Genomic DNA, 18228 nt, shown 5'->3' with positions numbered 1-18228 from the left:
TTATCGAGAGACGTTTTCATTTGACTGCGCCGTCCATGCCGCGCATGAAGAAGCGTTGGGTAAACAGGAAGGCGAGCAGGGTCGGCACGATGGTGATCAGGGTGCCGGCCGCGATCACGCGCGTGCTGCTGCCGAAGGTGCCGCGCAAGTACAGCACGCCCACCGACAGGGGGAATTCATCGGGCTTGCTCATGACGATGGACGGCCAGATGTATTCATTCCACGATTCGACGGCCGTCAGGATGCCGACGGTGGCCAGCCATGGCGTAATCAGCGGCAGCATGATGCGGCTGAAGATCACCCATTCGGAGGCGCCATCTACCCTGGCCGCGTCGATCAGGTCTTGCGGCACTTCCTCGAACGCCTGCTTGAGCAGCAAGATGGCGACGGCCGTCACCACGTTGGGCAGGATCACGCCCGTGTAGGTGTCGACCAGGCTCATTTGCGTGATGGTGATGAAGTTGACGAGGAAGTTCACTTCCGACGGCAGCACCAGCGTGGCGAGGATCAGGCCGAATACCAGTTTGCGGCCGCGGAATTTCAGGCGCGCCAGCGGATACGCGGCCAGTGAGCACAGCAGCAGTTTCCAGAATACGGTGAACACGGCGATCAGTACGGAGTTCCTGAAGAACGACCAGATGGGAATCGCGTTGAACACTTCGATGAAGTTGTCGAAGGACGGCGCCTTCGGCCAGAAGGTGGGCGGGAAGGCGAAGATATTGCCCTCCGTGGAAATGGCCGTCACCAGGGTCCACCAGAAGGGGAAGACGCAGACGACGGCGATCGCGCACAGCACGGCATAGTGGCCCGCATATTGGCCAATGAGCTGCAGGCGGGTTTTCAGGGGGCGGGAACGTTTTTGCATGGTCATTCCCGATCAACGGTGCTTGGGTTTGAGGTAGCGCAGGCACAGCAGGGCGATGCCGATGCAAAATAGGGACACGACGAAGCTGGCGGCCAGTGCGCGCGGCAGTTTCAAGTGCTTGAGGCCCTGGTCGTACGCGTAGTACAGCGCCGTGAAGGTGGAATTCATGGGGCCGCCCTGGGTCAGCACGTCGACTTCCTGGTACGCCTTCAGGGCCGCCAGCACGGACAGGATGGAGCACAGCATGATGGTGGGGCGCAGCATGGGCACGGTGATCTTCCAGAAGCGCTGCCAGCGGTTGGCGCCATCGAGCATGGCCGCTTCCTGCATGTCCGACGGAATCGATTGCAGCGCCGCCAGGTACATCACCATGTACCAGCCCAGGCCGCGCCACAGGGTGACGAACATGACGGCAAACAGGGCCAGGCTGTCGTTCGACAGCCAGCCCACGGGTGCGTTCACGAGTTTCAGGGTCAGCATCACGTAGTTCAGCGCGCCCTGCTCGTGGAACATGAAGCCCCACATGATGCCGACCACGGACACGGTCGTCACCACGGGCACGTAGAAGGCGGCGCGGAACAGACGGATGCCGGGCAGGCGGTTGTTCACCAAGACCGCCAGGGTGATGGCGCCCACCTGCACGAAGGGCACCATCAGCAGGAACATCAGCGAATTCTTCAGGCCCGAGACGAACATCTCGTTGTTGAAGATGTAGCGGAAGTTATCCAGGCCGACGAAGCGCGTTTCGCGTATCAGGCTGTAGTCGGTGAAGGCCAGCACGGAGCCGTAGCCGACGGGCCAGAAGGAAAAGGCGGCCAGCAGCAGCAGGGCGGGGGTCAGGAACAGCCAGGCTTGCAGAGTGTGGCGGTGGGAGAATGTCATGGTGTCCTCAGTGGCGCGGCAGGGTGGCCAGCTTGCGGTTCCAGATGGCGACGGCCTGGTCCAGCGCCTGCTTCACGTCCTGCTTGCCCGTCACGCCCGCCTCGACGGCTTTTACCAGCGAGCGGCGCAGCTCGTCGTAGTCGTCGATGCCGGCCACGTACAGGGTGCGCGAGTGGCCCATCGACAGGGCGCCGGCGGCGACCGCCTTTTCGGCCGCGCCCGCGTTGGTCGGCGTGGCGAGGAAAAACGGATCGGCCGCCGCTTTCACCGTGGTGGGGAAGACGCTGGCCTGGCGCGCGAACGCCAGCTGGTTTTCGTCGTTCGTCAAGAAGCGCGCGAACTTGCCGACCGATGGCAACTGGCGCGCCGGCACGCCTTTCGGAATGGCGAAGTGCACCAGCCAGCCGCCGTCGGCGATGCCGGTGGGGCCCAGCGGCGCGGGCGCCACGTCTGTGATGGCGTAGATGTCTTTCGCGTCGCCGCGGATGCGCTGCATGGCCGTCGGCGGCGCCAGCAGCATGCCCAGGCGGCCGCCCTTGTAGGCGTCGATCACGGCGGGGAAGTTATCTTCGGCGAACAGGCTTTCCTTCAGCAGTCCGCCGACTTTATAGGTGTCGGCCAGCTTCTGCACCAGCGCCACGTGCTGCGGCGAATTGAAGACGGCCCGGTTGTCGGTGATCACGGCCAGGCCCTGCTGCATGAACAGACCATCGATTTTGGAGAGGGCGGGGGCGATGCCGGCCTTGCCCGTGCGTTGCGCGATCTGGCGCGCGAACGCCAGCTGTTCATCGAGGCTGGCGGGGCCGCGCACGAGGCCCGCCTGCCTGAAAATGGCGGTATTGAAGGCGATCACCGCGACATTGCTGTACATGGGAAAACCGTAGGTGCCGCCCTTGAAGCGCAAGTCCGCCAGGGCGCTGGGAATGTAGCTGGCGCGCGCCTCTGCGATCAGGCCATCGACGGGCGTGAGCAAGCCGTCGCGCGCGAACTCGTCGGCCCAGGGCACGTTCAGGCTGACCAGCGCGGGCGGCGTGCCGGCCACGATGCGCGTGACCAGCTTGGTCTGGATGACGTCCCACGGGAAGTCGATCCATTCGATCTTGACGCCGGGATTCTGCGCCTCATAGCGCGCCACCACCGCATTGAAATACGGCGTGAACTTGGGCTTCATGCTGAAGGTCCAGAATTCGATTTTCTCGGCAGCCCATGCCTGCGGCGCGAGCAGGCCCGCGCAGGCAACAACCGCCAACAGTCTCTTGATCGTCATTTTTATCCTGGAGCGCGAGGCTCCAATGTCCATGAGTCCGCGGCGCGGGTACATGCCCTTGCCGTCGCTTATATTCGGGTGCTACGGACGGCAGCCGCGCCCCGTGCCGGGGGCGCAGCTGCCGCTTGCTGCTTAATTGGTTTTGGTGACCTTGCTCAGGTGACGCGGCGCATCAGGGTCCATGCCGCGCGCGGCCGACAGTTTGGCCGCCATCACGTAGAAGGACTGGATGGCGACGATCGGATCGAGGTCCGGCGTGGCCGCCACGGGCAGGGTCAGGTCGCGCTCGGCCACGTCGGCGGGGGCCGCCAGCAAGACCTTGGCGCCGCGGCCGCGCATCTCGGTTGCCAGCTGCAGCAGGCCGGCTTGCGTCGGGCCGCGCGTGGCGAAAATCAGCAGCGGGTAGCCGTCTTCGATCAGGGCCATCGGGCCGTGCTTGATTTCGGCGCCGCTGAAGGCTTCCGCCTGCAGGGCCGAGGTTTCCTTGAATTTCAGCGCCGCTTCCAGCGCCACGGGGAAGCTGATGCCGCGTCCGACGACCATGATGTTGCGTGCCGGCGCCAGCACGTCGATGGCGGGCGACCAGTCGACGCGGGTCGCTTCGAGCAGCGCTTCGGGCAGCGCTTCCAGGCCCGCCTGCAGTTCGGGGTCGTTCTGCCACTGCGCCACCATGCGCGCGCCGGCGACCAGGCTGGTGATGAAGCTCTTGGTGGCGGCGACGCTTTGTTCCTTGCCGGCGCGCAGGGGCATGGCCCACTCGGCGGCGTGCGCCAGCGGCGAATCGATGTCGTTGACGAGGGCCACGGTGGTGGCGCCGCCGTCGCGGAAGTAGCGGATCGGCTCGACCACGTCAGGGCTCTGGCCCGATTGCGAGATCGAGATGGCCAGCGTGTCGCGCGTCACCAGCGGCGACTTGTTCAGCGTCACCAGCGACATCGGCAGGGACGCGACGACACGGCCCAGGCGCGCCATGATCAGGTAGGCGACGTAGTTGCAGGCGTGGTCCGAGCTGCCGCGCGCGATGGTCAGCGCGGTCGAGAACGAGGTGCTCCTCAATTTGCGGCCCAGTTCCGCGTAGCGTTCCGTGTCGCTGGCCAGTTGCAGGGCGACGCATTCGGCGGCGGAAATGGCTTCTTTAAGCATCATTGAGGTCACAGATTTCTCCTTCTATATACACAGCTTTGAGTTTGAGATCGCGATCGAGTACCACCAGATCGGCGTAAGTACCGGGGGCCAGCCGGCCGCGTTCTTCCAGGCCCAGGTAATCGGCGGCGTTGGTCGACACGCGCTTGGACGCGTCGGCCAGGTCCAGTCCCAGCCCCACCAGGTTGCGCAGCGCCTGGTCCAGGGTCAAGGTGCTGCCCGCCAGGGTGCCGTCGGGCAGGCGCACGCCGCCCATGCATTTCTGCACGGCGTGGCGGCCCAGCATGTATTCGCCGTCCGGCATGCCGGTGGCGGCGGTGGAATCGGTGACGCAGTACAGGCGCGGGATGGCGCGCAGGGCCACCTTGATGGCGCCCGGATGCACGTGCAGCAGGTCGGGGATCAGTTCCGCGTATTCGGCGTGCGCCAGGGCGGCGCCGACCATGCCCGGCTCGCGGTGATGCAGGCCGCTCATGGCGTTGAACAAATGCGTGAAACCCATGGCGCCGTGTTCCAGCGCGGCCACGCCATCTTCGTACGAACCGAGCGTGTGGCCGATCTGCACGCGCACGCCGGCGTCGGCCAGGGCGCGCACCAGGTCCAGGTGGCCGGCGATTTCCGGCGCCACGGTGATGACGCGCAGCTTGGCCAGCGTTTGCAGGCGCTCGATTTCAGCCAGGTTGGCGGCGCGCGCGTAGTTCGGCTGCGCCCCCAGCTTGCCGGAATTGATGTACGGGCCTTCCAGGTGGGCGCCCAGCACGCGCGCCGTGTTCGGGCGGCGGTGGTTGGCGGCGATGCCGATGGCCGTCAATGCCATGTCGATATCTTCCGGCGGCGCCGTCATGGTGGTGGCCAGCAGGCTGGTGGTGCCGTGGCGCGCATGGATGCCCGCGATGGTGTACACGGCTTCGCCGCCTTCCATGATGTCCTTGCCTGCGCCGCCATGCACGTGCAGGTCGATAAAGCCGGGCAGGATGTAATCGTCGCTGTTGCCCGACGGGTGGAGCGAATCGCCCGTGATGCTGTCGACCCGCTCGCCGAAGGCGATGGCGCCGTGGATCCAGCCGCCGGGGGTAAGGATATTGCCTTTGATAGTGCTGCTCATCTGCGCGACTCCGCTACGAATTCATAATAATCACTGCGGCAATACGAGTGGGTCAGTTCCACCGCTGCGCCGTTGTCGAGATAACTGACACGGGTGATGTGCAGCATGGCTTCACCCGTCTTGATATTGGCCAGCTTGGCCTGTTCCGCCGTGGCGTTGACGGCGCGGATATGCTGCAGCGCGCGCATCGGGATGGTGCCGCGCGACTCCAGGTAGCCGTACAGCGAATCGGTGACCTGCTGCGGGTCCGGCATGTACAGCGCGGGGATGGTGGTCGTTTCGATCGCCATCACCACTTCGTCGGCCGTGCGCAGGCGGCGCAAACGCGCCACCGGCATGTGCGGCGACAGTCCCAGCGACAGCAGTTCCAGCGGCGCGGCCGCGCCGATGTCGCGCTGCAGCCAGCGCGAGCCGGCCGTGAAGCCCCGCTGGCGCAATTCTTCCGAAAAGCTCGTCAGGCGCGACAGCGGTTGCTCCAGCTTGGGCGTGATGTAGGTGCCCGAGCCGCGCTTGCGCGTCAGCATGCCCCGGTCGCACAGCATGTCGATGGCCTTGCGCGCCGTGACGCGCGAGATTTCCAGGATGTCCGACAGCACGCGCTCGGAGGGCAAGGCTTGGTTGGCGCGCCAGTCGCCGCTGGCGATGCCGTCCGACAGCATGTTCGCCAGCTGCATGTAGAGCGGCGTGTCGCTGGCCGGATTGGGTTTGAAGGCGGACAGTTTGGCCAGCATGGTCATTGCTCCTGCAAGTGCTTACGTATCAGGCGCAGGCCGCCTGCGGCCGAGTCGCCCTGTGCCGGCACGACCAGTTGCAACAGTGCCGCCGGCAGATAGCCCGACAAGGGCGCCGCCAGGCCGCCGCACAGGGCCACGGGCAAGGCGCCGGCCGGGTCGAGCGCCCTGGCGATGAGGGCGATCTGCTGGCCCGCGTCCACCAGGATGGCGCGCGCCACCGCATTGGTGGCCGCGTGTTCGAGCACCAGGCGCGCCAGTTGCGCGAAATTGGTCTGGCTGGCGGCGGCCAGCCAGACCTGCATGGCGTCGCGCTGGCCGCCGCAGGCATCGATGATGGCCGTGGCGAAGGCGCTGCCGGGCACGCGCCCGTCGGCCACCTGCTGCGCATGGTTGATGGCGCGCATGCCGATCCAGGCGCCGCCCGCTTCGTCGCCGGACGGGAAGCCCCAGCCGCCCACTTCATGGCGGCTGCCGTCCGCGTGCAGCACTTCGCCCACGCTGCCCGTGCCGATGGCCACGATGGCGCCCGGCTGGCCCGCATGCGCGCCCAGCAGGGTGGTCAGGGCGTCCGATTCGAGCGCGACGGCCGCATAGCCGGGATTGTGTTCGATGAAGCTGGCGGCCCACTGCTTGTTGTGCACGCCGGCCAGGCCCAGGCCGATGGCCATGCGCTGCAGCGGCGGCTGTTCCAGTGCGGCGGCGCGGAAGGCCAGGGTGACGGCATGCGCCACGGACGTCCAGGCCCGTTCGATGCCCAGTCCCAGGCCGGATGGGCCGCTTTGTCCCTGCGCCAGTTCCTGGCCGTCGAGGCGCGCCAGGCGTACGCGGGTTCCGCTGCCCCCGCCGTCGACGCCGATTATGTATTCGATCATGTTGTGCAGTCCCGCGTTTGGTTGATTGCGCCTGTCTCGGTTCTTTTATTTGTCGGGCGGCGAAAAAGCTGAAGGCACTATATTGTCGCCCCGATGGCTTGTCAACAGGTATTTAAGTGGTATTAACAAATGCGTTGCGCGCTGTCGCCGCATGCCCGAGGGCGTGATTGCAAGTGATTGTTAATAAAGGGATTTTTGTGCTTGCCGAATGGTATTGAAATTGGCCTTGTTTAATGCCAATTTTTCCAGACTGGTCTGCGCCGCGCGCGGTAGTGTTGCTTCCGCGCATGCTTGGCAAGGGACGCCATGAAGAGTAAAGTCCGCCTTTTACACCTGAGTTGGAAGAGCATGATGAACGACAAGGCAGCAAAGAGCGATTACTGGGACGACTGGCAGCAAGAGGCGCTGGCCGCTGGCGTGTCGGCGCCGCTGGCTGCGCTGGGCATGGAAATGATGCGCACGCACCGCAAGAACCGCTGGCCGAAGGATTTCCTGGGCCGCGAAAGCGATGGCCCGGTCATGATCGAAATGTGCCTAGAAGACGAAGCGGAAACGGAATTGTTCTTCATCGAGAACCTGTATCCCTACGATGCGGCGCTGATCGAAAAGACGCGCCGCCGCCTGTGCCTGCACTGAGAGTGCGCTGACGCGCGACTGGAACGGCCGCCTTGTGCGGCCGTTTTGCTTTTCGGGTGGCATTTTCATGGGGGAGTGTCATAATGGCCCAGGCATTTCCGCCCAGGTATGGAGTAGATAATGAGCAAGGCACAGGACAGCAAGAAGGAAGCCAAGAAGGAACCGGCCAAGACCATGAAGGAAAAGAAGGAAGCCAAGAAGGTCAAGAAAGAAGAGCGCAAGCGCTGATCATGCGCCTGCGTCGCTTACTGTCGCGCCCGTGGCGTGCGCCGGCCCTGCTGGCGGCGTTCGCCCTGCTGGCCGTGGGCACGCCCGTGTCCGGCGTGCTGGCACAGCAAAAGCCGCCGCCATCCACGTTCGGGCAAGTGGTGGGCAATGCCGTGCTGTGCATCGACCAGATCGACAACAAGGCCTTCTATGCGTATCTGCTGACGGCCTTCGGCCCCGCCTACAAGCATGAAGGGGGCGCTTACTGGTTCCGCACGGACGCCACCTTGTGGGGCGCGCCGATTACCGACGTGATCGTCAGCGACGACACCAGTCCCCTCGTCTTCATGGGCGTGGTGGCGGACGCGACGCCGGAAAAGCTGGAACCGGCCATTCGCGGCGTCTCGGGCCTGCGCTTCAATAAGCTCGACAATTCCGCCTTTCCTGTCCGTGGTTCCGTGCCTGGCAGTAAAATCGTCTACTTCCGCAGCAAGGCGAAAGTGTATTGCGCCAAATACAAGCCGTTGCCGCCCGCCCGCACCCGATGAGGGGTTCGGCTTGCCGCCGCGCATTTTGATCGTTTCATCCGCAGGGTCTCCATGTACACGCATTATTTCCAGCTCAAGCAATCGCCGTTTTCGATCGCCCCCGATCCGCGCTACCTGTTCATGAGCGAACGCCACCGCGAAGCGCTGGCGCACCTGCTGTATGGCGTGGGCAGCGGCGGCGGCTTCGTGCTGCTGACGGGAGAAATCGGCGCCGGCAAGACCACCGTGTGCCGCTGCTTCATGGAACAGATTCCGGAAAATTGCCAGCTCGCTTACATCTTCAATCCGAAATTGTCCGTCGAGGAATTGCTGCTGTCGATCTGCGAGGAATTCCGCATCGCCCTGGCGCCCGGCGTGGCCAGCGTGAAAGGCTATGTCGACGCCATCAACGCGCATTTGCTGGCCAGCCATGCGCAGGGCAAGAATAATGTGCTGATCATTGACGAAGCGCAAAACCTGTCCGCCGCCGTGCTGGAGCAGCTGCGCTTGCTGACCAACCTGGAGACGAGCGAGCGCAAGTTGCTGCAGATCATACTGATCGGCCAGCCGGAATTGCGCGCCATGCTGGCCCGTCCCGAACTCGAACAGCTGGCGCAGCGCGTGATCGCCCGCTACCACCTGGGTTCGCTGACGGCGGACGAGACGGCCAGCTATATCCGCCACCGCCTTGCCGTGGCGGGCAGCACGGCGCAGACGCCGTTCGCGCCGCGTTTGATGGCGCAGATCCATGCCTTGAGCAAGGGAGTGCCGCGCCGCATCAACCTGCTGTGCGACCGCGCGCTGCTGGGCGCCTACGTGGAAAACCAGCCGCAGGTGACGCGCCAGATACTGCGCCGCGCCGCCGAGGAAGTGTTTGCGGAAGAGGGGAAGTCGGCTGCCGGACGGGGTCTGCGCTGGCCGCACGTGGCCGGTGGCGTGCTGGCCGGCGCCGTGGTCACGGCCGCGCTGGCCTGGCATTTCATGCCGCGCCCGTCCGCCGTCCCCCCTGTACCTGCCGTGGCCGCCTCTGTGCCGGCCGCCTCCGCCGTCGCGGCCGCTTCCTCCGTAGCGGCTGCCGCCGCATCCGTGCCCGCACCGGCCAGCGTGCCGGACCGCAACGCCGTGCTGCGCCAGCTGGCCAGCCTGTGGGGCGAGCAGTTGCCGGCCGGCGACGCTTGCCAGGCGGGCGCCCGCGCCGGCCTGCGCTGCCTGCAGAGCCGGGGCGGTATCGCCGAGCTGCGCGTGCTGGACCGTCCCGCCATGCTGGCCTTGCGCGACGGGGAGGGGGCGGAGCAGCTGGCGCTGCTGACGCGCGTGCAGGACGAGAACGCCACCGTGCTGCTCGATGGCAAACATCAAAGCGTGCCGCTGGCCCAGCTGGCCCAGCGCAGCGATGGCAGTTTCACCACCTTCTGGCGCGCCCCGCGCAGTTGGCGCGACGAAGTGCCGCTGGGCGCCCGTGGCGCCGACGTGGACTGGCTGGCGCAGCGCCTGGCGCAACAGCAAGGCTTGCCTGCGCCGGCCGCCAATCTGCCGCTCGATGCAGAGATGCAAGGCCTGCTGCGCGCTTTCCAGCAGCGCCAGAACTTGCGGGCCGATGGCCTGGCTGGCCCGAAAACATTCATACGCCTGATGCAGCTGGGTGACAACTCGGAGCCGCGCCTGAGCAGCGCGGCTCCTGCCGTGGCAGCGCCCGCTGCGACGGCGATGGTGGCGGGGAAATAAGATGTCCTACATACTTGAAGCACTGAAAAAATCGCAAGCCGAGCGCCAATTGGGCGAGTTGCCGTCGATCCACGCACCGCAAGTGCAGCTGCACGATGCCGCCGCATCCGGCGCCGCGCGGCGCGCGCCCGTCTGGCTGGCGCTGGGCGGCGTGACGGTGGCCGTGGCTGCCGCGCTGCTGCTGTGGCAGCCGTGGCAGGCGAGCGCGGCGGCGCCTGCGGCCGTCGCCCCTGCCGTGCTGGCCCAGGCCGTGCCCGCGCCGCTGCCGGCAGCGCCGCCGCCTGCTGCCCCCGCGCCCGCGGCGGCGCCCGTACCACCGGCGGCCACCGCCGCGCCCGTGCACCATGCGAGGCCCGTGCCGGAACCGAAGCAGGAGACGCCAGGCCAGGCCGCTCCGCCTGTCCCCGCTCCCGCTCCGGCGCCGGCCATGCCCGCGCCCGCGCCCGCGCCGGCGGCCGAAGAGAGCGTGCCCGGCATGCGCGACCTGCCCGAGCCGATACAGCGGCAAATCCCCACTGTCGCCATCGGCGGCTATATCTATTCGAAAAATCCGGCCGACCGCCTGTTGCTGATCGACAAGGTCTTGCGCCACGAGGGTGAGGAGCTGGCGCCCGGCCTGGTGCTGGAAAAGTTGCAGCCGAAGGCGGCCATCTTCAGTTTCAAGGGTTACCGCTACCGCGTGCCATATTGAGTTGTTGTGCATCAAGGCCGGGCCGCCATAGCTGAACCATACTGGCGGGGCCTGGTCGAACCAGGGTCGCTGCGACCGTGAGCGCGGCCGGGGAGGTCCGATGATTGCTGCCGCAACTGCTGGCGAAGGTATGCTTGATGCACAGGGGCTGGGAAACCTGGCGCGCATCGACCATATCGTCGTGCTGATGATGGAAAACCGCTCGTTCGACCACATGCTTGGCTACCTGAGCCTGGAAGGCGGGCGCACCGATATCGATGGCTTGCAGGCAAGTCATGCCAACGTGCATGCGGGCGTGACCTACCTCGTGCACCATTTGCGGCGCACGGCCCTTGGCCCGCAGCAAGACCCGTCGCATACGGGCATGTCGGTGGCGCAGCAATTGCAAAACAATAACGGTGGCTTCGTTGACGATTATGCGCAAACGCATCCGGGCGACCCCGACATCGACCTGGTCATGGGCTACTACAATGGGGCCGACTTGCCCATGTACGATTTCCTGGCGCAGCAATTCTGCGTCTGCGACCGCTGCTACAGTTCCGTGCCGGGCGCCACCTGGCCCAACCGCCTGTATGCGGTCAGCGGCAAGGCGGCCGGCAGCAAGGACAGCAAGCGCGTGCCCCTGTATGCGAACAAATCCTTCGTGCGCCACCTCGAGCGGGCCCAGGTCAGCTGGAAGTTTTATTCCGCCTGGAAGCCCTGGAGCCTGGCGCTGACGGACGACCATTACCGCTCGTCCGACATGTACGAACCGTTCGGCTCCAGCGCCCGCCGCTATGGTTTCATCGGCGATGCGCTGGCGGGCGCCTTGCCCTCGGTCAGCTGGATCGATCCCCATTTCTTCGACAATGACGACCACCCGCCGGCCGATATCCGCGCCGGCCAGGCGCTGGTGGCGCAGGTCTACCAGGCCCTGTCGCGCGGTCCTGCCTGGGCGCGCACCTTGCTCATCCTCAGTTATGACGAACACGGCGGTTTTTTCGACCATGTGCCGCCGCCCGTCGCCGTGGACGACGACCCCGCGTTTCGCCGCTACGGCGTGCGCGTGCCCATGCTGCTCGTGTCGCCGCTGATCGCGCCTGGCAGCGTCAGCCACGAGGTATACGATCACGCGTCGATCATCAAGACCATCCTGCAGCGCTTTTGCCGCGCCGCCGACGGCGCCTTGCCCCAGATGGGTGCGCGCGTGGCGGCCGCCAGCGGCCTGGGCGCCGTGCTGACCCTGGCGCAGCCGCGCGCGGCGCCTGCCGTGCCCGCAGCCGTGCAGGCGCAGCGCGCCGCATGGGAAGCGGATGTGCGGGCGCAGGATTTCGCCCCGCCGGCGCCTGCCTCCCCGCCGGATGGCGCGCTGGCCGCCGCTGCCGCCGTCCCCTTCCAGTCCGATGCGGAGGCGGGCGCGATCGCCGCCCACCGGCAATTGGCGCGCAGGGCGAGGAATGCGCAGGCGGTGGATGGTAGAACGGCGAGTAAAATGGCAAGTCAAACGGCGAGTCAAGCGGCGGGAACGGCAGCGCCGAAGCCGGTGGGCAGGCGCCGGCGGCAGGGCGGCAAGCCGGGGCCCGCCAGTGCCAGGAATGGCGGGAAATCCGGCGGCGCTTGAGTTGCGCGATGAGTTGCGCGATGAGTCGGGCGATGCGCGGCGCCTGCGTCAGGCGGCGGCGCCGGTGGGCTGCGTATAATCATTCCTTCTCAATCAAGGAGTGACCATGCACGATGCGATGCCCGCACACCCGGTACTCGGTGTGATCGGCCGTTCCGGTAGCGGCAAGACGACCCTGCTGGAATTTGTAGTGAAGGAAATGGCGGCGCGCGGCTTGCGCGTCAACCTGGTCAAGCACAGCCACCATGACCTGGCGCTGGAACCGCCGCAAAAGGACAGCGCCCGCCTGCGCCTGGCCGGTGCGGCGGAAGTGCTGGTGGCGTCGCCGTACCGTTTTGCCATCGTGCATGAACTGCGCGGCGCGCCGGAACCCAGCCTGGCGCAGCAATTGGCCCGCATGGGGCCGGCAGACCTGACCCTGGTGGAAGGCTTCAAGACGGACCCCATTCCCAAGCTGGAAGTATTCCGCCCGGAAGTGGGGCAGGCGCCCCTGTATCCGCATGACCCGCATGTGATCGCCGTCGCGTCGGACAGTCCTGCGCCGGCCGACTTGCGCGAGGGCGTGCAATGGCTGGACTTGAATGCGCGCGAACACGTGCTGGCCTGGCTGCTGCTGCAGTTGGAAAATAAGCTGGAAAAATAAGCTAAAGGTTTGCCGGCGGCATCCGTTAACAAGGGTAGAACCTCATTGGAGAAACGTATGGACGTCGGAAGCATTGCTCAACTGTCAACCACGATGGCGGAGACAGGCACGCGGCAAGCCGTCGGCTTGACTGTCCTGAAAAAAGCCCAGGATATCCAAAGCTCGACCGCCACGGCCTTGCTGGCAGCGCTGCCACCGGTACAGTCGGCGCCAAGTCTGCCGGCTCACCTCGGCAACCGCATCAACACGACCGCCTGAGCGCAGTCCCGCGGCGCCCGTCTGGCGCTCGCATTGCTTACGCCCACACCACCGTCATCGACGGTGGCGCGTGGGCGTTTTTGTCTGTCTTCCTGCCTGCCTTCCGTTTTCTCCCCGCCTCTGTCAAGTTGATTAATTGACCATGGTTCGCCATGGCACGGCCGATTCAGTAGAATGACGTCCATCACCTCGCGTTGCCCATCAGCGCAGCCCGGGGCGTGCCATTACTTTGACCCATGCAAGAGGATTCCCCATGAACAAACGTCAAGCTCTCATCGCCGCCGCCCTCGCGGGCATCTGTGCCGGCACCACCCTCAACGCGGCCGCGCACGATGGTCCCGCCCCCGGCGACAAGGAAAAGTGTTATGGCGTGGCCAAGGCAGGGCAGAACGATTGCGCCTCGTCCGACGGCGCGCACTCCTGCGCGGGCCAGGCGGAGGCGGACAACTTGCCGACGGAATGGACGTATGTTGCCAAGGGCACGTGCGAACAGGCGGGCGGCTCCGTCAAGCCCATCAAGGCCGGCAAGGCGGCAAAACCGGCCACGCAGCCGTAAGCACGCCGCCAGCCCATGCCGCCGCCAGTTCAAGCGCTTGCCGGCGTCGGCTTGCGCGCCGCGCACTACCGCGACTTCCTGGCGCGCCGCCCCAGGGTGGGCTGGCTGGAAGTACACACCGAAAATTATCTGCAGCCGTCGGGCTGGGATAACCATGTATTAGACACCCTGCGCCAGGATTACCCCATCAGCCTGCATGGCGTGGGCCTGGGCCTGGGGTCCGCGCGCGGTTTTTCCGAGAGCCACTTGCAGCACGTGCGCGCCGTGGTCGAGCGCGTCGAGCCGGTCCTCGTGTCGGAACACCTGAGCTGGGGCGCCGTGGCGCAGCAGCAACTCAATGATCTGTTGCCGTTGGCCTTGAACGGCGCCGTCCTCGATTTGCTGTGCGCCAGGGTGGGGAGGGTGCAGGATGCGCTGAAAAGGCCGATCTTGCTGGAGAATGTCTCCACTTACCTGCGTTTTGCCGACGATGCCATGAGCGAGGCGCAATTCCTGGCGGAGCTGGCGCGGCGCAGCGGCTGCGGGCTGCTGCTCGATATCAATAACCTGTATGTGAACCAGTGCAACCACGGCGAAGACGCTATGACGGCCATGCTGTCCATCGCGCCGGGCAGCGTGGGCGAGCTGCACCTGGGTGGCCATCTGGTAACGTCGCATGCCGTGATCGACCATCACGGCGCCGCCGTGGCCGATCCCGTCTGGGACTTGTATGCGGCCGCCTTGCAGCGCTTTGGCGCCGTGCCCACCCTCGTCGAATGGGATACGGACTTGCCCGCCCTCGATGTCTTGCTGGGCGAGGTGGACAAGGCGCAAGCCATGCTGGCGCGCCATGCGCCGCCAACGCCACGGCATGGAGCAGCGCTGCCGTCCCCGCCGGCGTCGGCGTCGCTTGATGCGCTGGCGGCCGGCCAGCAAGCGTTTGCCACGGCCTTGCTGGATGCCGAGGCAACCCTGCCACCGTTCGCGGGAGAGGCGGTGCCGCAGCGTTTCGCACTGTACCGTGGCAATATGAGCGCCACCTGGCGCCGCACCCTGGCGCACGTCTATCCCGTCGTGTTGGCGCTGGTGGGCGAGGAATTCCTGGGTGGCCTGGCGCGCGCGTATGGGCGGCAGATGCCATCCGATAGCGCCGATTTGAACCAGTTTGGCGCCCGTTTCGCCGATTTTCTGGCCACTTTCCCGCATGTTGCCGGCTTGCCCTATCTGCCGGACATGGCGCGCCTGGAATGGGCCGTGCACCTGGCCCATTACGCGGACGATGCGCAGGGCTTGACGCCCGAGTCGCTGGCCGCCTTGCATCCCGACCAGCTGGAAGCGCGGCGCTTCAGCTTGTATCCCGCCTGCGCCTTGCTGGCATCGGATTGGCAAGTGGCGGCCCTGTGGCAGGCGCATCAGGAGGGAGAAGGGCAGGGGAGGTTTCCGCAGGATATGCAGGTGGCGAGCTGCGCGCTCGTATGCCGGCCGGGCTGGAAGGCGCAGGTGCTGCTACTGGATGCGGCCGCGCATGCCGCCTTGCTTGCGTTAAAGCAGGGGCAGACGTTTGGCGCCGCGCTCGATGCGGCGTTCGAGCTGGACCCTGCATTCGACCTGGCCGCGCACTTGCGCCAGTGGCTGGCGCATGCGGTGTTGACGGCGTGAGGGGTTATTCGAAGGCCCGCAGCAGGCGCGCTTCGCCCGTCTGATCGCGGTACAGGGCATTCGCGGCCAGGGTGGCATCCATCATGCGCGTGACTTGTTCTTCTTCAAAGCGGGCGAGCTCGGCCGTGGCCGCGACGAGGGCCAGTTCCAGCCTGGCGCGCGCGCTCTGGTACAGGCTGCTGGTGTATTTGTCTGTGTTACGCAGCAATTCTTCCGCGTTTTCTATTACCTGGCGCAAGTCGCCGATCAGGCGTTCCTGGCTGCGCGTACCTTGTTCGGGATGGTCCATGGCGCTTCCCTTCTGCAATCGATATTCATCTGACAATAACGACGTGTTTGCAGCTTGATCCAGGCAGCCGGCTGGCAGCGGCGCCGGCTGGACGCATGGGGCTGCTTTCGCGCCCCATGCCGGCATCAAGCGGGAGCGACGACCGTGATACGGATATCGCCCACGCTGACGACCTGGCCGGCGCGGATCTTGGCGGTCTTGCGCAATTCCTTCTTGCCATCGACCTTCACCACGCCGCTATCGACCATGACCTTGCCTGCGCCACCGCTGTCGCACAGGCCGACCAGCTTCAATAGCTGGTTCAGCTCGACGAACTCGGATGTTAAATCAAAGCTTACTTTTTGCATTGTATCCCTTATTGCAACGATGTGTTTTAAACACTTAATGACGGTGTCAACTAAGGTCATAGTTTACATGAAGCCAGGAGGAATGCAGGCTGAGCCTTAACTTTTGTTGGGCCGCGTCATGTCCAGGGGCACGATCCACGCACCGAATTGCTCTTCCGTCACAAAGCCCAAGGCCAGCGCCGCTTCCTTCAAGGTCGTTCCTTCATGCTGGGCCTGCTTGGCGATTTGCGCCGCCTTGTCGTAGCCGATGTGCGGCGCCAGCGCCGTGACCAGCATCAGGGAGCGCTCCATCAGTTCGGCGATGCGCTCGCGGTTCGGCGCGATGCCGTGCGCGCAATGCTCGTCGAAGCTGCGCATGCCGTCGCCCAGCAGGCGCGCGCTTTGCAGGAAGTTGTGCGCAATCAAGGGCTTGAAGACGTTCAGCTCGAAATTGCCCGAGGCGCCGCCCACCGTGATGGCGACATCGTTGCCGAACACCTGGCAGCACAGCATGGTCAGCGCTTCGCATTGGGTGGGGTTGACCTTGCCCGGCATGATGGAGCTGCCCGGCTCGTTTTCGGGGATGGTGATTTCACCGAGGCCGGAACGGGGGCCGGACGCCATCCAGCGCACGTCGTTGGCGATTTTCATGAGGGCCGTGGCCAGGGTTTTCAGCGCGCCATGGGCGGCCACCAAGGCGTCGTGGGCCGCCAGCGCGGCAAACTTGTTGCTGGCCGTCTCGAACGGCTGGCCCGTCAGGCGCGCCAGTTCCGCGGCGATGCGGCCGGCAAATTCCACGTGGGCATTCAATCCCGTGCCGACGGCCGTGCCGCCGGCGGCCAGCTGCAGCAGCGGCGGCAACGATGCCGTGATGATGTGCTCGGCAAAGTCCAGTTGCGCCACGTAGCCGGAAAATTCCTGGCCCAGGGTCAGCGGCGTCGCATCCTGCAAGTGGGTGCGGCCGATCTTGACGATGTCGGCAAACTCCGTCGCTTTCGCGTCCAAGGTGGCGCGCAGCTGGCGCAGCGGCGGCAAGACGGTGTTGGCGACGGCCAGGGCGGCCGCCACGTGGATGGCGGTGGGGAAGATGTCGTTCGAGGACTGGCCCAGGTTGACGTCGTCGTTCGGGTGCAGCAGGCGCCCCTCGCCCCGCAAGCCGCCGATCAGCTCGGAGCCGCGGTTGGCCAGCACTTCATTCATGTTCATATTGCTTTGCGTGCCAGAACCCGTCTGCCAGACGGCCAGCGGGAATTCTGCCTCGTGCTTGCCGGCCAATACCTCGTCGGCCGCCTGCGTGATGGCGATGGCTTTCTTGCCATCCAACAGACCCAGGTCCAGGTTGACGTGGGCGGCCGCGCGCTTGACGGTGGCCAGGGCGGCGATCAGTTCGGGCGGCATCTTTTCCGTGGAGATATGGAAGTGCTCGAGCGAGCGCTGCGTTTGCGCTCCCCACAGCCGGTCGGCGGGTACGTCGATCGGGCCGAAACTGTCGCGTTCGATTCTGCTACTCATGGCATCCCTTTCATCGATAGAGGTGGATCGAGTGTACTCCAGGCGTCAAAAAAGCACAGGATGATGCTGTATTGCATCATTTTTGCCCTGACCCATCTATATTTTTGCGATTTCCTGCCGTTAAAGACAGGCGAGTTCCCCTTCCTATCCTGTTATCAAAGCGATCAGTCCATGCAGAGCAGCATCTTTCCCCGTTGGTCCCTGATCGCGTGCGTCGCCGCCAGCCTGGCCTTGCCGCCCGTCATGGCGGCCGAACTGGGTGACATGGCCGTGCTGTCGCACGTGGGGCAGCCCCTGCTGGCCGAGATAGAACTGACGGCCTTGGCGCCCGAGGAAGCGAGCGGCGTGGCCGTGCGCCTGGCTTCGCCCGATGTGTACCGCGGCGGCGGCATCGGCATGGATCCGGCCCTGCAAACCTTGACCATCAGCCCGCTGGAGCGCGGTGGGCGCCACTATGTGCGCGTGACAACGCGGCAAGCGATCCAGGCAGGCCATGTGCACCTGTATTTATTGCTGGGCAGTGGCAATGGCGCCGTCGTGCGCCTGGGCACCTTGTGGCTGACGCCGGCCCCGCCCGCCGCCGTCGCCCCTGTCAGCGCGCCAGCCAGGCCCGCCGTTCCGGCGCCCGCGCCCGCGCCGGTGCCGCAACCGTTGCCATTGCCGCGTGCCGTGTCCGCCGCGCCGCTGCCCGATGCCGCCGCCCTGGCGGCCCGCGCGCGCGCCGAGGGCCTGGTGCGCCCGGCGCGCGTGTT

General features: G+C 65.7%; 20 protein-coding genes. 10 read left to right on the top strand and 10 right to left on the bottom strand.

The genetic code is table 11. The features are described 5' to 3' along the window. Window positions 1–16: 16 nt before the first annotated feature. From O3299_RS21445 to O3299_RS21415, 7 genes are all read right to left on the bottom strand, one after another. Window positions 17–865, bottom strand: coding sequence for a carbohydrate ABC transporter permease (locus tag O3299_RS21445; RefSeq protein WP_305063160.1), 849 nt, complete (start codon window positions 863–865; stop codon window positions 17–19). Window positions 866–877: 12 nt separating this feature from the next. Then, a complete protein-coding gene (locus tag O3299_RS21440; protein ID WP_099665202.1) occupies window positions 878–1747 on the bottom strand; it encodes a carbohydrate ABC transporter permease in 870 nt (289 codons plus the stop codon). 7 nt (window positions 1748–1754) lie between these two features. After that, complete coding sequence (locus tag O3299_RS21435; RefSeq protein ID WP_305063159.1) at window positions 1755–3014, bottom strand: ABC transporter substrate-binding protein; 1260 nt, start codon at window positions 3012–3014, stop codon at window positions 1755–1757. 132 nt (window positions 3015–3146) lie between these two features. Further along, complete coding sequence (locus tag O3299_RS21430) at window positions 3147–4160, bottom strand: SIS domain-containing protein (RefSeq protein WP_071079063.1); 1014 nt, start codon at window positions 4158–4160, stop codon at window positions 3147–3149. Next, a complete protein-coding gene (nagA, locus tag O3299_RS21425; protein ID WP_099665200.1) occupies window positions 4150–5262 on the bottom strand; it encodes an N-acetylglucosamine-6-phosphate deacetylase in 1113 nt (370 codons plus the stop codon). The genes O3299_RS21430 and nagA overlap by 11 nt, the downstream gene beginning before the upstream one ends. Beyond that, window positions 5259–5993: a GntR family transcriptional regulator gene (locus O3299_RS21420; protein WP_070282815.1), complete on the bottom strand. Its 735-nt coding sequence runs from the start codon at window positions 5991–5993 to the stop codon at window positions 5259–5261. Before O3299_RS21420 ends, nagA begins: the two co-directional genes overlap by 4 nt. Before the next feature lie 2 nt (window positions 5994–5995). Then, on the bottom strand, window positions 5996–6868 hold the full coding sequence (locus O3299_RS21415; RefSeq protein WP_289906252.1) for a BadF/BadG/BcrA/BcrD ATPase family protein: 873 nt from the start codon (window positions 6866–6868) through the stop codon (window positions 5996–5998). Between the two features lie 348 nt (window positions 6869–7216). Here O3299_RS21415 and O3299_RS21410 point away from each other — a divergent pair, with 348 nt between their 5' ends. From O3299_RS21410 to O3299_RS21370, 9 genes are all read left to right on the top strand, one after another. Then, on the top strand, window positions 7217–7504 hold the full coding sequence (locus O3299_RS21410; protein ID WP_029496217.1) for a hypothetical protein: 288 nt from the start codon (window positions 7217–7219) through the stop codon (window positions 7502–7504). 230 nt (window positions 7505–7734) lie between these two features. Beyond that, a complete protein-coding gene (locus tag O3299_RS21405) occupies window positions 7735–8259 on the top strand; it encodes a hypothetical protein (protein ID WP_099665198.1) in 525 nt (174 codons plus the stop codon). Between the two features lie 51 nt (window positions 8260–8310). Further along, window positions 8311–9963 carry an AAA family ATPase gene (locus O3299_RS21400; RefSeq protein WP_305063158.1) on the top strand — a complete coding sequence of 551 codons (1653 nt, stop codon included), beginning with the start codon at window positions 8311–8313 and terminating at the stop codon, window positions 9961–9963. A 1-nt stretch (window position 9964) separates the two neighbouring features. After that, window positions 9965–10654: a general secretion pathway protein GspB gene (locus O3299_RS21395; protein WP_305063157.1), complete on the top strand. Its 690-nt coding sequence runs from the start codon at window positions 9965–9967 to the stop codon at window positions 10652–10654. A 130-nt stretch (window positions 10655–10784) separates the two neighbouring features. Further along, window positions 10785–12254, top strand: a complete 1470-nt coding sequence (locus O3299_RS21390; protein ID WP_305063156.1) for an alkaline phosphatase family protein — start codon at window positions 10785–10787, stop codon at window positions 12252–12254. A 106-nt stretch (window positions 12255–12360) separates the two neighbouring features. Further along, window positions 12361–12897 (top strand): molybdopterin-guanine dinucleotide biosynthesis protein B, encoded by a 537-nt coding sequence (mobB, locus tag O3299_RS21385; protein ID WP_077400616.1) that lies wholly within the window; start codon window positions 12361–12363, stop codon window positions 12895–12897. A 57-nt stretch (window positions 12898–12954) separates the two neighbouring features. Further along, on the top strand, window positions 12955–13155 hold the full coding sequence (locus O3299_RS21380; protein WP_034781856.1) for a YjfB family protein: 201 nt from the start codon (window positions 12955–12957) through the stop codon (window positions 13153–13155). A 253-nt stretch (window positions 13156–13408) separates the two neighbouring features. Then, window positions 13409–13711 (top strand): DUF2282 domain-containing protein, encoded by a 303-nt coding sequence (locus O3299_RS21375; RefSeq protein WP_077400619.1) that lies wholly within the window; start codon window positions 13409–13411, stop codon window positions 13709–13711. 15 nt (window positions 13712–13726) lie between these two features. Then, a complete protein-coding gene (locus tag O3299_RS21370) occupies window positions 13727–15349 on the top strand; it encodes a DUF692 family multinuclear iron-containing protein (protein WP_305063155.1) in 1623 nt (540 codons plus the stop codon). Window positions 15350–15353: 4 nt separating this feature from the next. Here O3299_RS21370 and O3299_RS21365 read toward each other — a convergent pair whose 3' ends face one another. The 3 genes from O3299_RS21365 to fumC form a co-directional block, all read right to left on the bottom strand. Beyond that, the gene (locus tag O3299_RS21365) at window positions 15354–15638 is read right to left on the bottom strand and encodes a hypothetical protein (RefSeq protein ID WP_034759786.1); all 285 of its coding nucleotides are present in this window, start codon (window positions 15636–15638) and stop codon (window positions 15354–15356) included. A gap of 125 nt (window positions 15639–15763) precedes the next feature. Continuing rightward, window positions 15764–15985: an RNA-binding S4 domain-containing protein gene (locus tag O3299_RS21360; RefSeq protein ID WP_071079051.1), complete on the bottom strand. Its 222-nt coding sequence runs from the start codon at window positions 15983–15985 to the stop codon at window positions 15764–15766. 96 nt (window positions 15986–16081) lie between these two features. Further along, window positions 16082–17476, bottom strand: a complete 1395-nt coding sequence (gene fumC / locus O3299_RS21355; protein ID WP_305063153.1) for a class II fumarate hydratase — start codon at window positions 17474–17476, stop codon at window positions 16082–16084. 171 nt (window positions 17477–17647) lie between these two features. On the opposite strand from fumC, the gene O3299_RS21350 reads away from it, so the two are divergent. Further along, on the top strand, window positions 17648–18228 hold a 581-nt coding region (locus O3299_RS21350; RefSeq protein ID WP_370385304.1), incomplete at its 3' end, for a FimV family protein.

The organism is Janthinobacterium sp. SUN176, assembly GCF_030587335.1.
Classification (GTDB): domain Bacteria; phylum Pseudomonadota; class Gammaproteobacteria; order Burkholderiales; family Burkholderiaceae_D; genus Janthinobacterium; species Janthinobacterium kumbetense.
The sequence above is the reverse complement of the archived record's forward strand: the minus strand, read 5'-3'. Positions and strand labels throughout refer to the sequence as shown.

Excerpts from the sequence above, each read along its gene's own strand:
- O3299_RS21430 (WP_071079063.1), bottom strand. The coding sequence starts at position 4,160 with ATGATGCTTAAAGAAGCCATTTCCGCCGCCGAATGCGTCGCCCTGCAA.
- O3299_RS21440 (WP_099665202.1), bottom strand. The coding sequence starts at position 1,747 with ATGACATTCTCCCACCGCCACACTCTGCAAGCCTGGCTGTTCCTGACC.
- O3299_RS21420 (WP_070282815.1), bottom strand. The coding sequence starts at position 5,993 with ATGCTGGCCAAACTGTCCGCCTTCAAACCCAATCCGGCCAGCGACACG.
- O3299_RS21445 (WP_305063160.1), bottom strand. The coding sequence starts at position 865 with ATGCAAAAACGTTCCCGCCCCCTGAAAACCCGCCTGCAGCTCATTGGC.
- fumC (WP_305063153.1), bottom strand. The coding sequence starts at position 17,476 with ATGAGTAGCAGAATCGAACGCGACAGTTTCGGCCCGATCGACGTACCC.
- O3299_RS21400 (WP_305063158.1), top strand. The coding sequence starts at position 8,311 with ATGTACACGCATTATTTCCAGCTCAAGCAATCGCCGTTTTCGATCGCC.
- mobB (WP_077400616.1), top strand. The coding sequence starts at position 12,361 with ATGCACGATGCGATGCCCGCACACCCGGTACTCGGTGTGATCGGCCGT.
- O3299_RS21435 (WP_305063159.1), bottom strand. The coding sequence starts at position 3,014 with ATGACGATCAAGAGACTGTTGGCGGTTGTTGCCTGCGCGGGCCTGCTC.
- O3299_RS21375 (WP_077400619.1), top strand. The coding sequence starts at position 13,409 with ATGAACAAACGTCAAGCTCTCATCGCCGCCGCCCTCGCGGGCATCTGT.
- O3299_RS21380 (WP_034781856.1), top strand. The coding sequence starts at position 12,955 with ATGGACGTCGGAAGCATTGCTCAACTGTCAACCACGATGGCGGAGACA.
- O3299_RS21365 (WP_034759786.1), bottom strand. The coding sequence starts at position 15,638 with ATGGACCATCCCGAACAAGGTACGCGCAGCCAGGAACGCCTGATCGGC.
- O3299_RS21360 (WP_071079051.1), bottom strand. The coding sequence starts at position 15,985 with ATGCAAAAAGTAAGCTTTGATTTAACATCCGAGTTCGTCGAGCTGAAC.
- O3299_RS21405 (WP_099665198.1), top strand. The coding sequence starts at position 7,735 with ATGCGCCTGCGTCGCTTACTGTCGCGCCCGTGGCGTGCGCCGGCCCTG.
- O3299_RS21410 (WP_029496217.1), top strand. The coding sequence starts at position 7,217 with ATGATGAACGACAAGGCAGCAAAGAGCGATTACTGGGACGACTGGCAG.
- O3299_RS21390 (WP_305063156.1), top strand. The coding sequence starts at position 10,785 with ATGCTTGATGCACAGGGGCTGGGAAACCTGGCGCGCATCGACCATATC.
- O3299_RS21395 (WP_305063157.1), top strand. The coding sequence starts at position 9,965 with ATGTCCTACATACTTGAAGCACTGAAAAAATCGCAAGCCGAGCGCCAA.
- nagA (WP_099665200.1), bottom strand. The coding sequence starts at position 5,262 with ATGAGCAGCACTATCAAAGGCAATATCCTTACCCCCGGCGGCTGGATC.
- O3299_RS21415 (WP_289906252.1), bottom strand. The coding sequence starts at position 6,868 with ATGATCGAATACATAATCGGCGTCGACGGCGGGGGCAGCGGAACCCGC.
- O3299_RS21370 (WP_305063155.1), top strand. The coding sequence starts at position 13,727 with ATGCCGCCGCCAGTTCAAGCGCTTGCCGGCGTCGGCTTGCGCGCCGCG.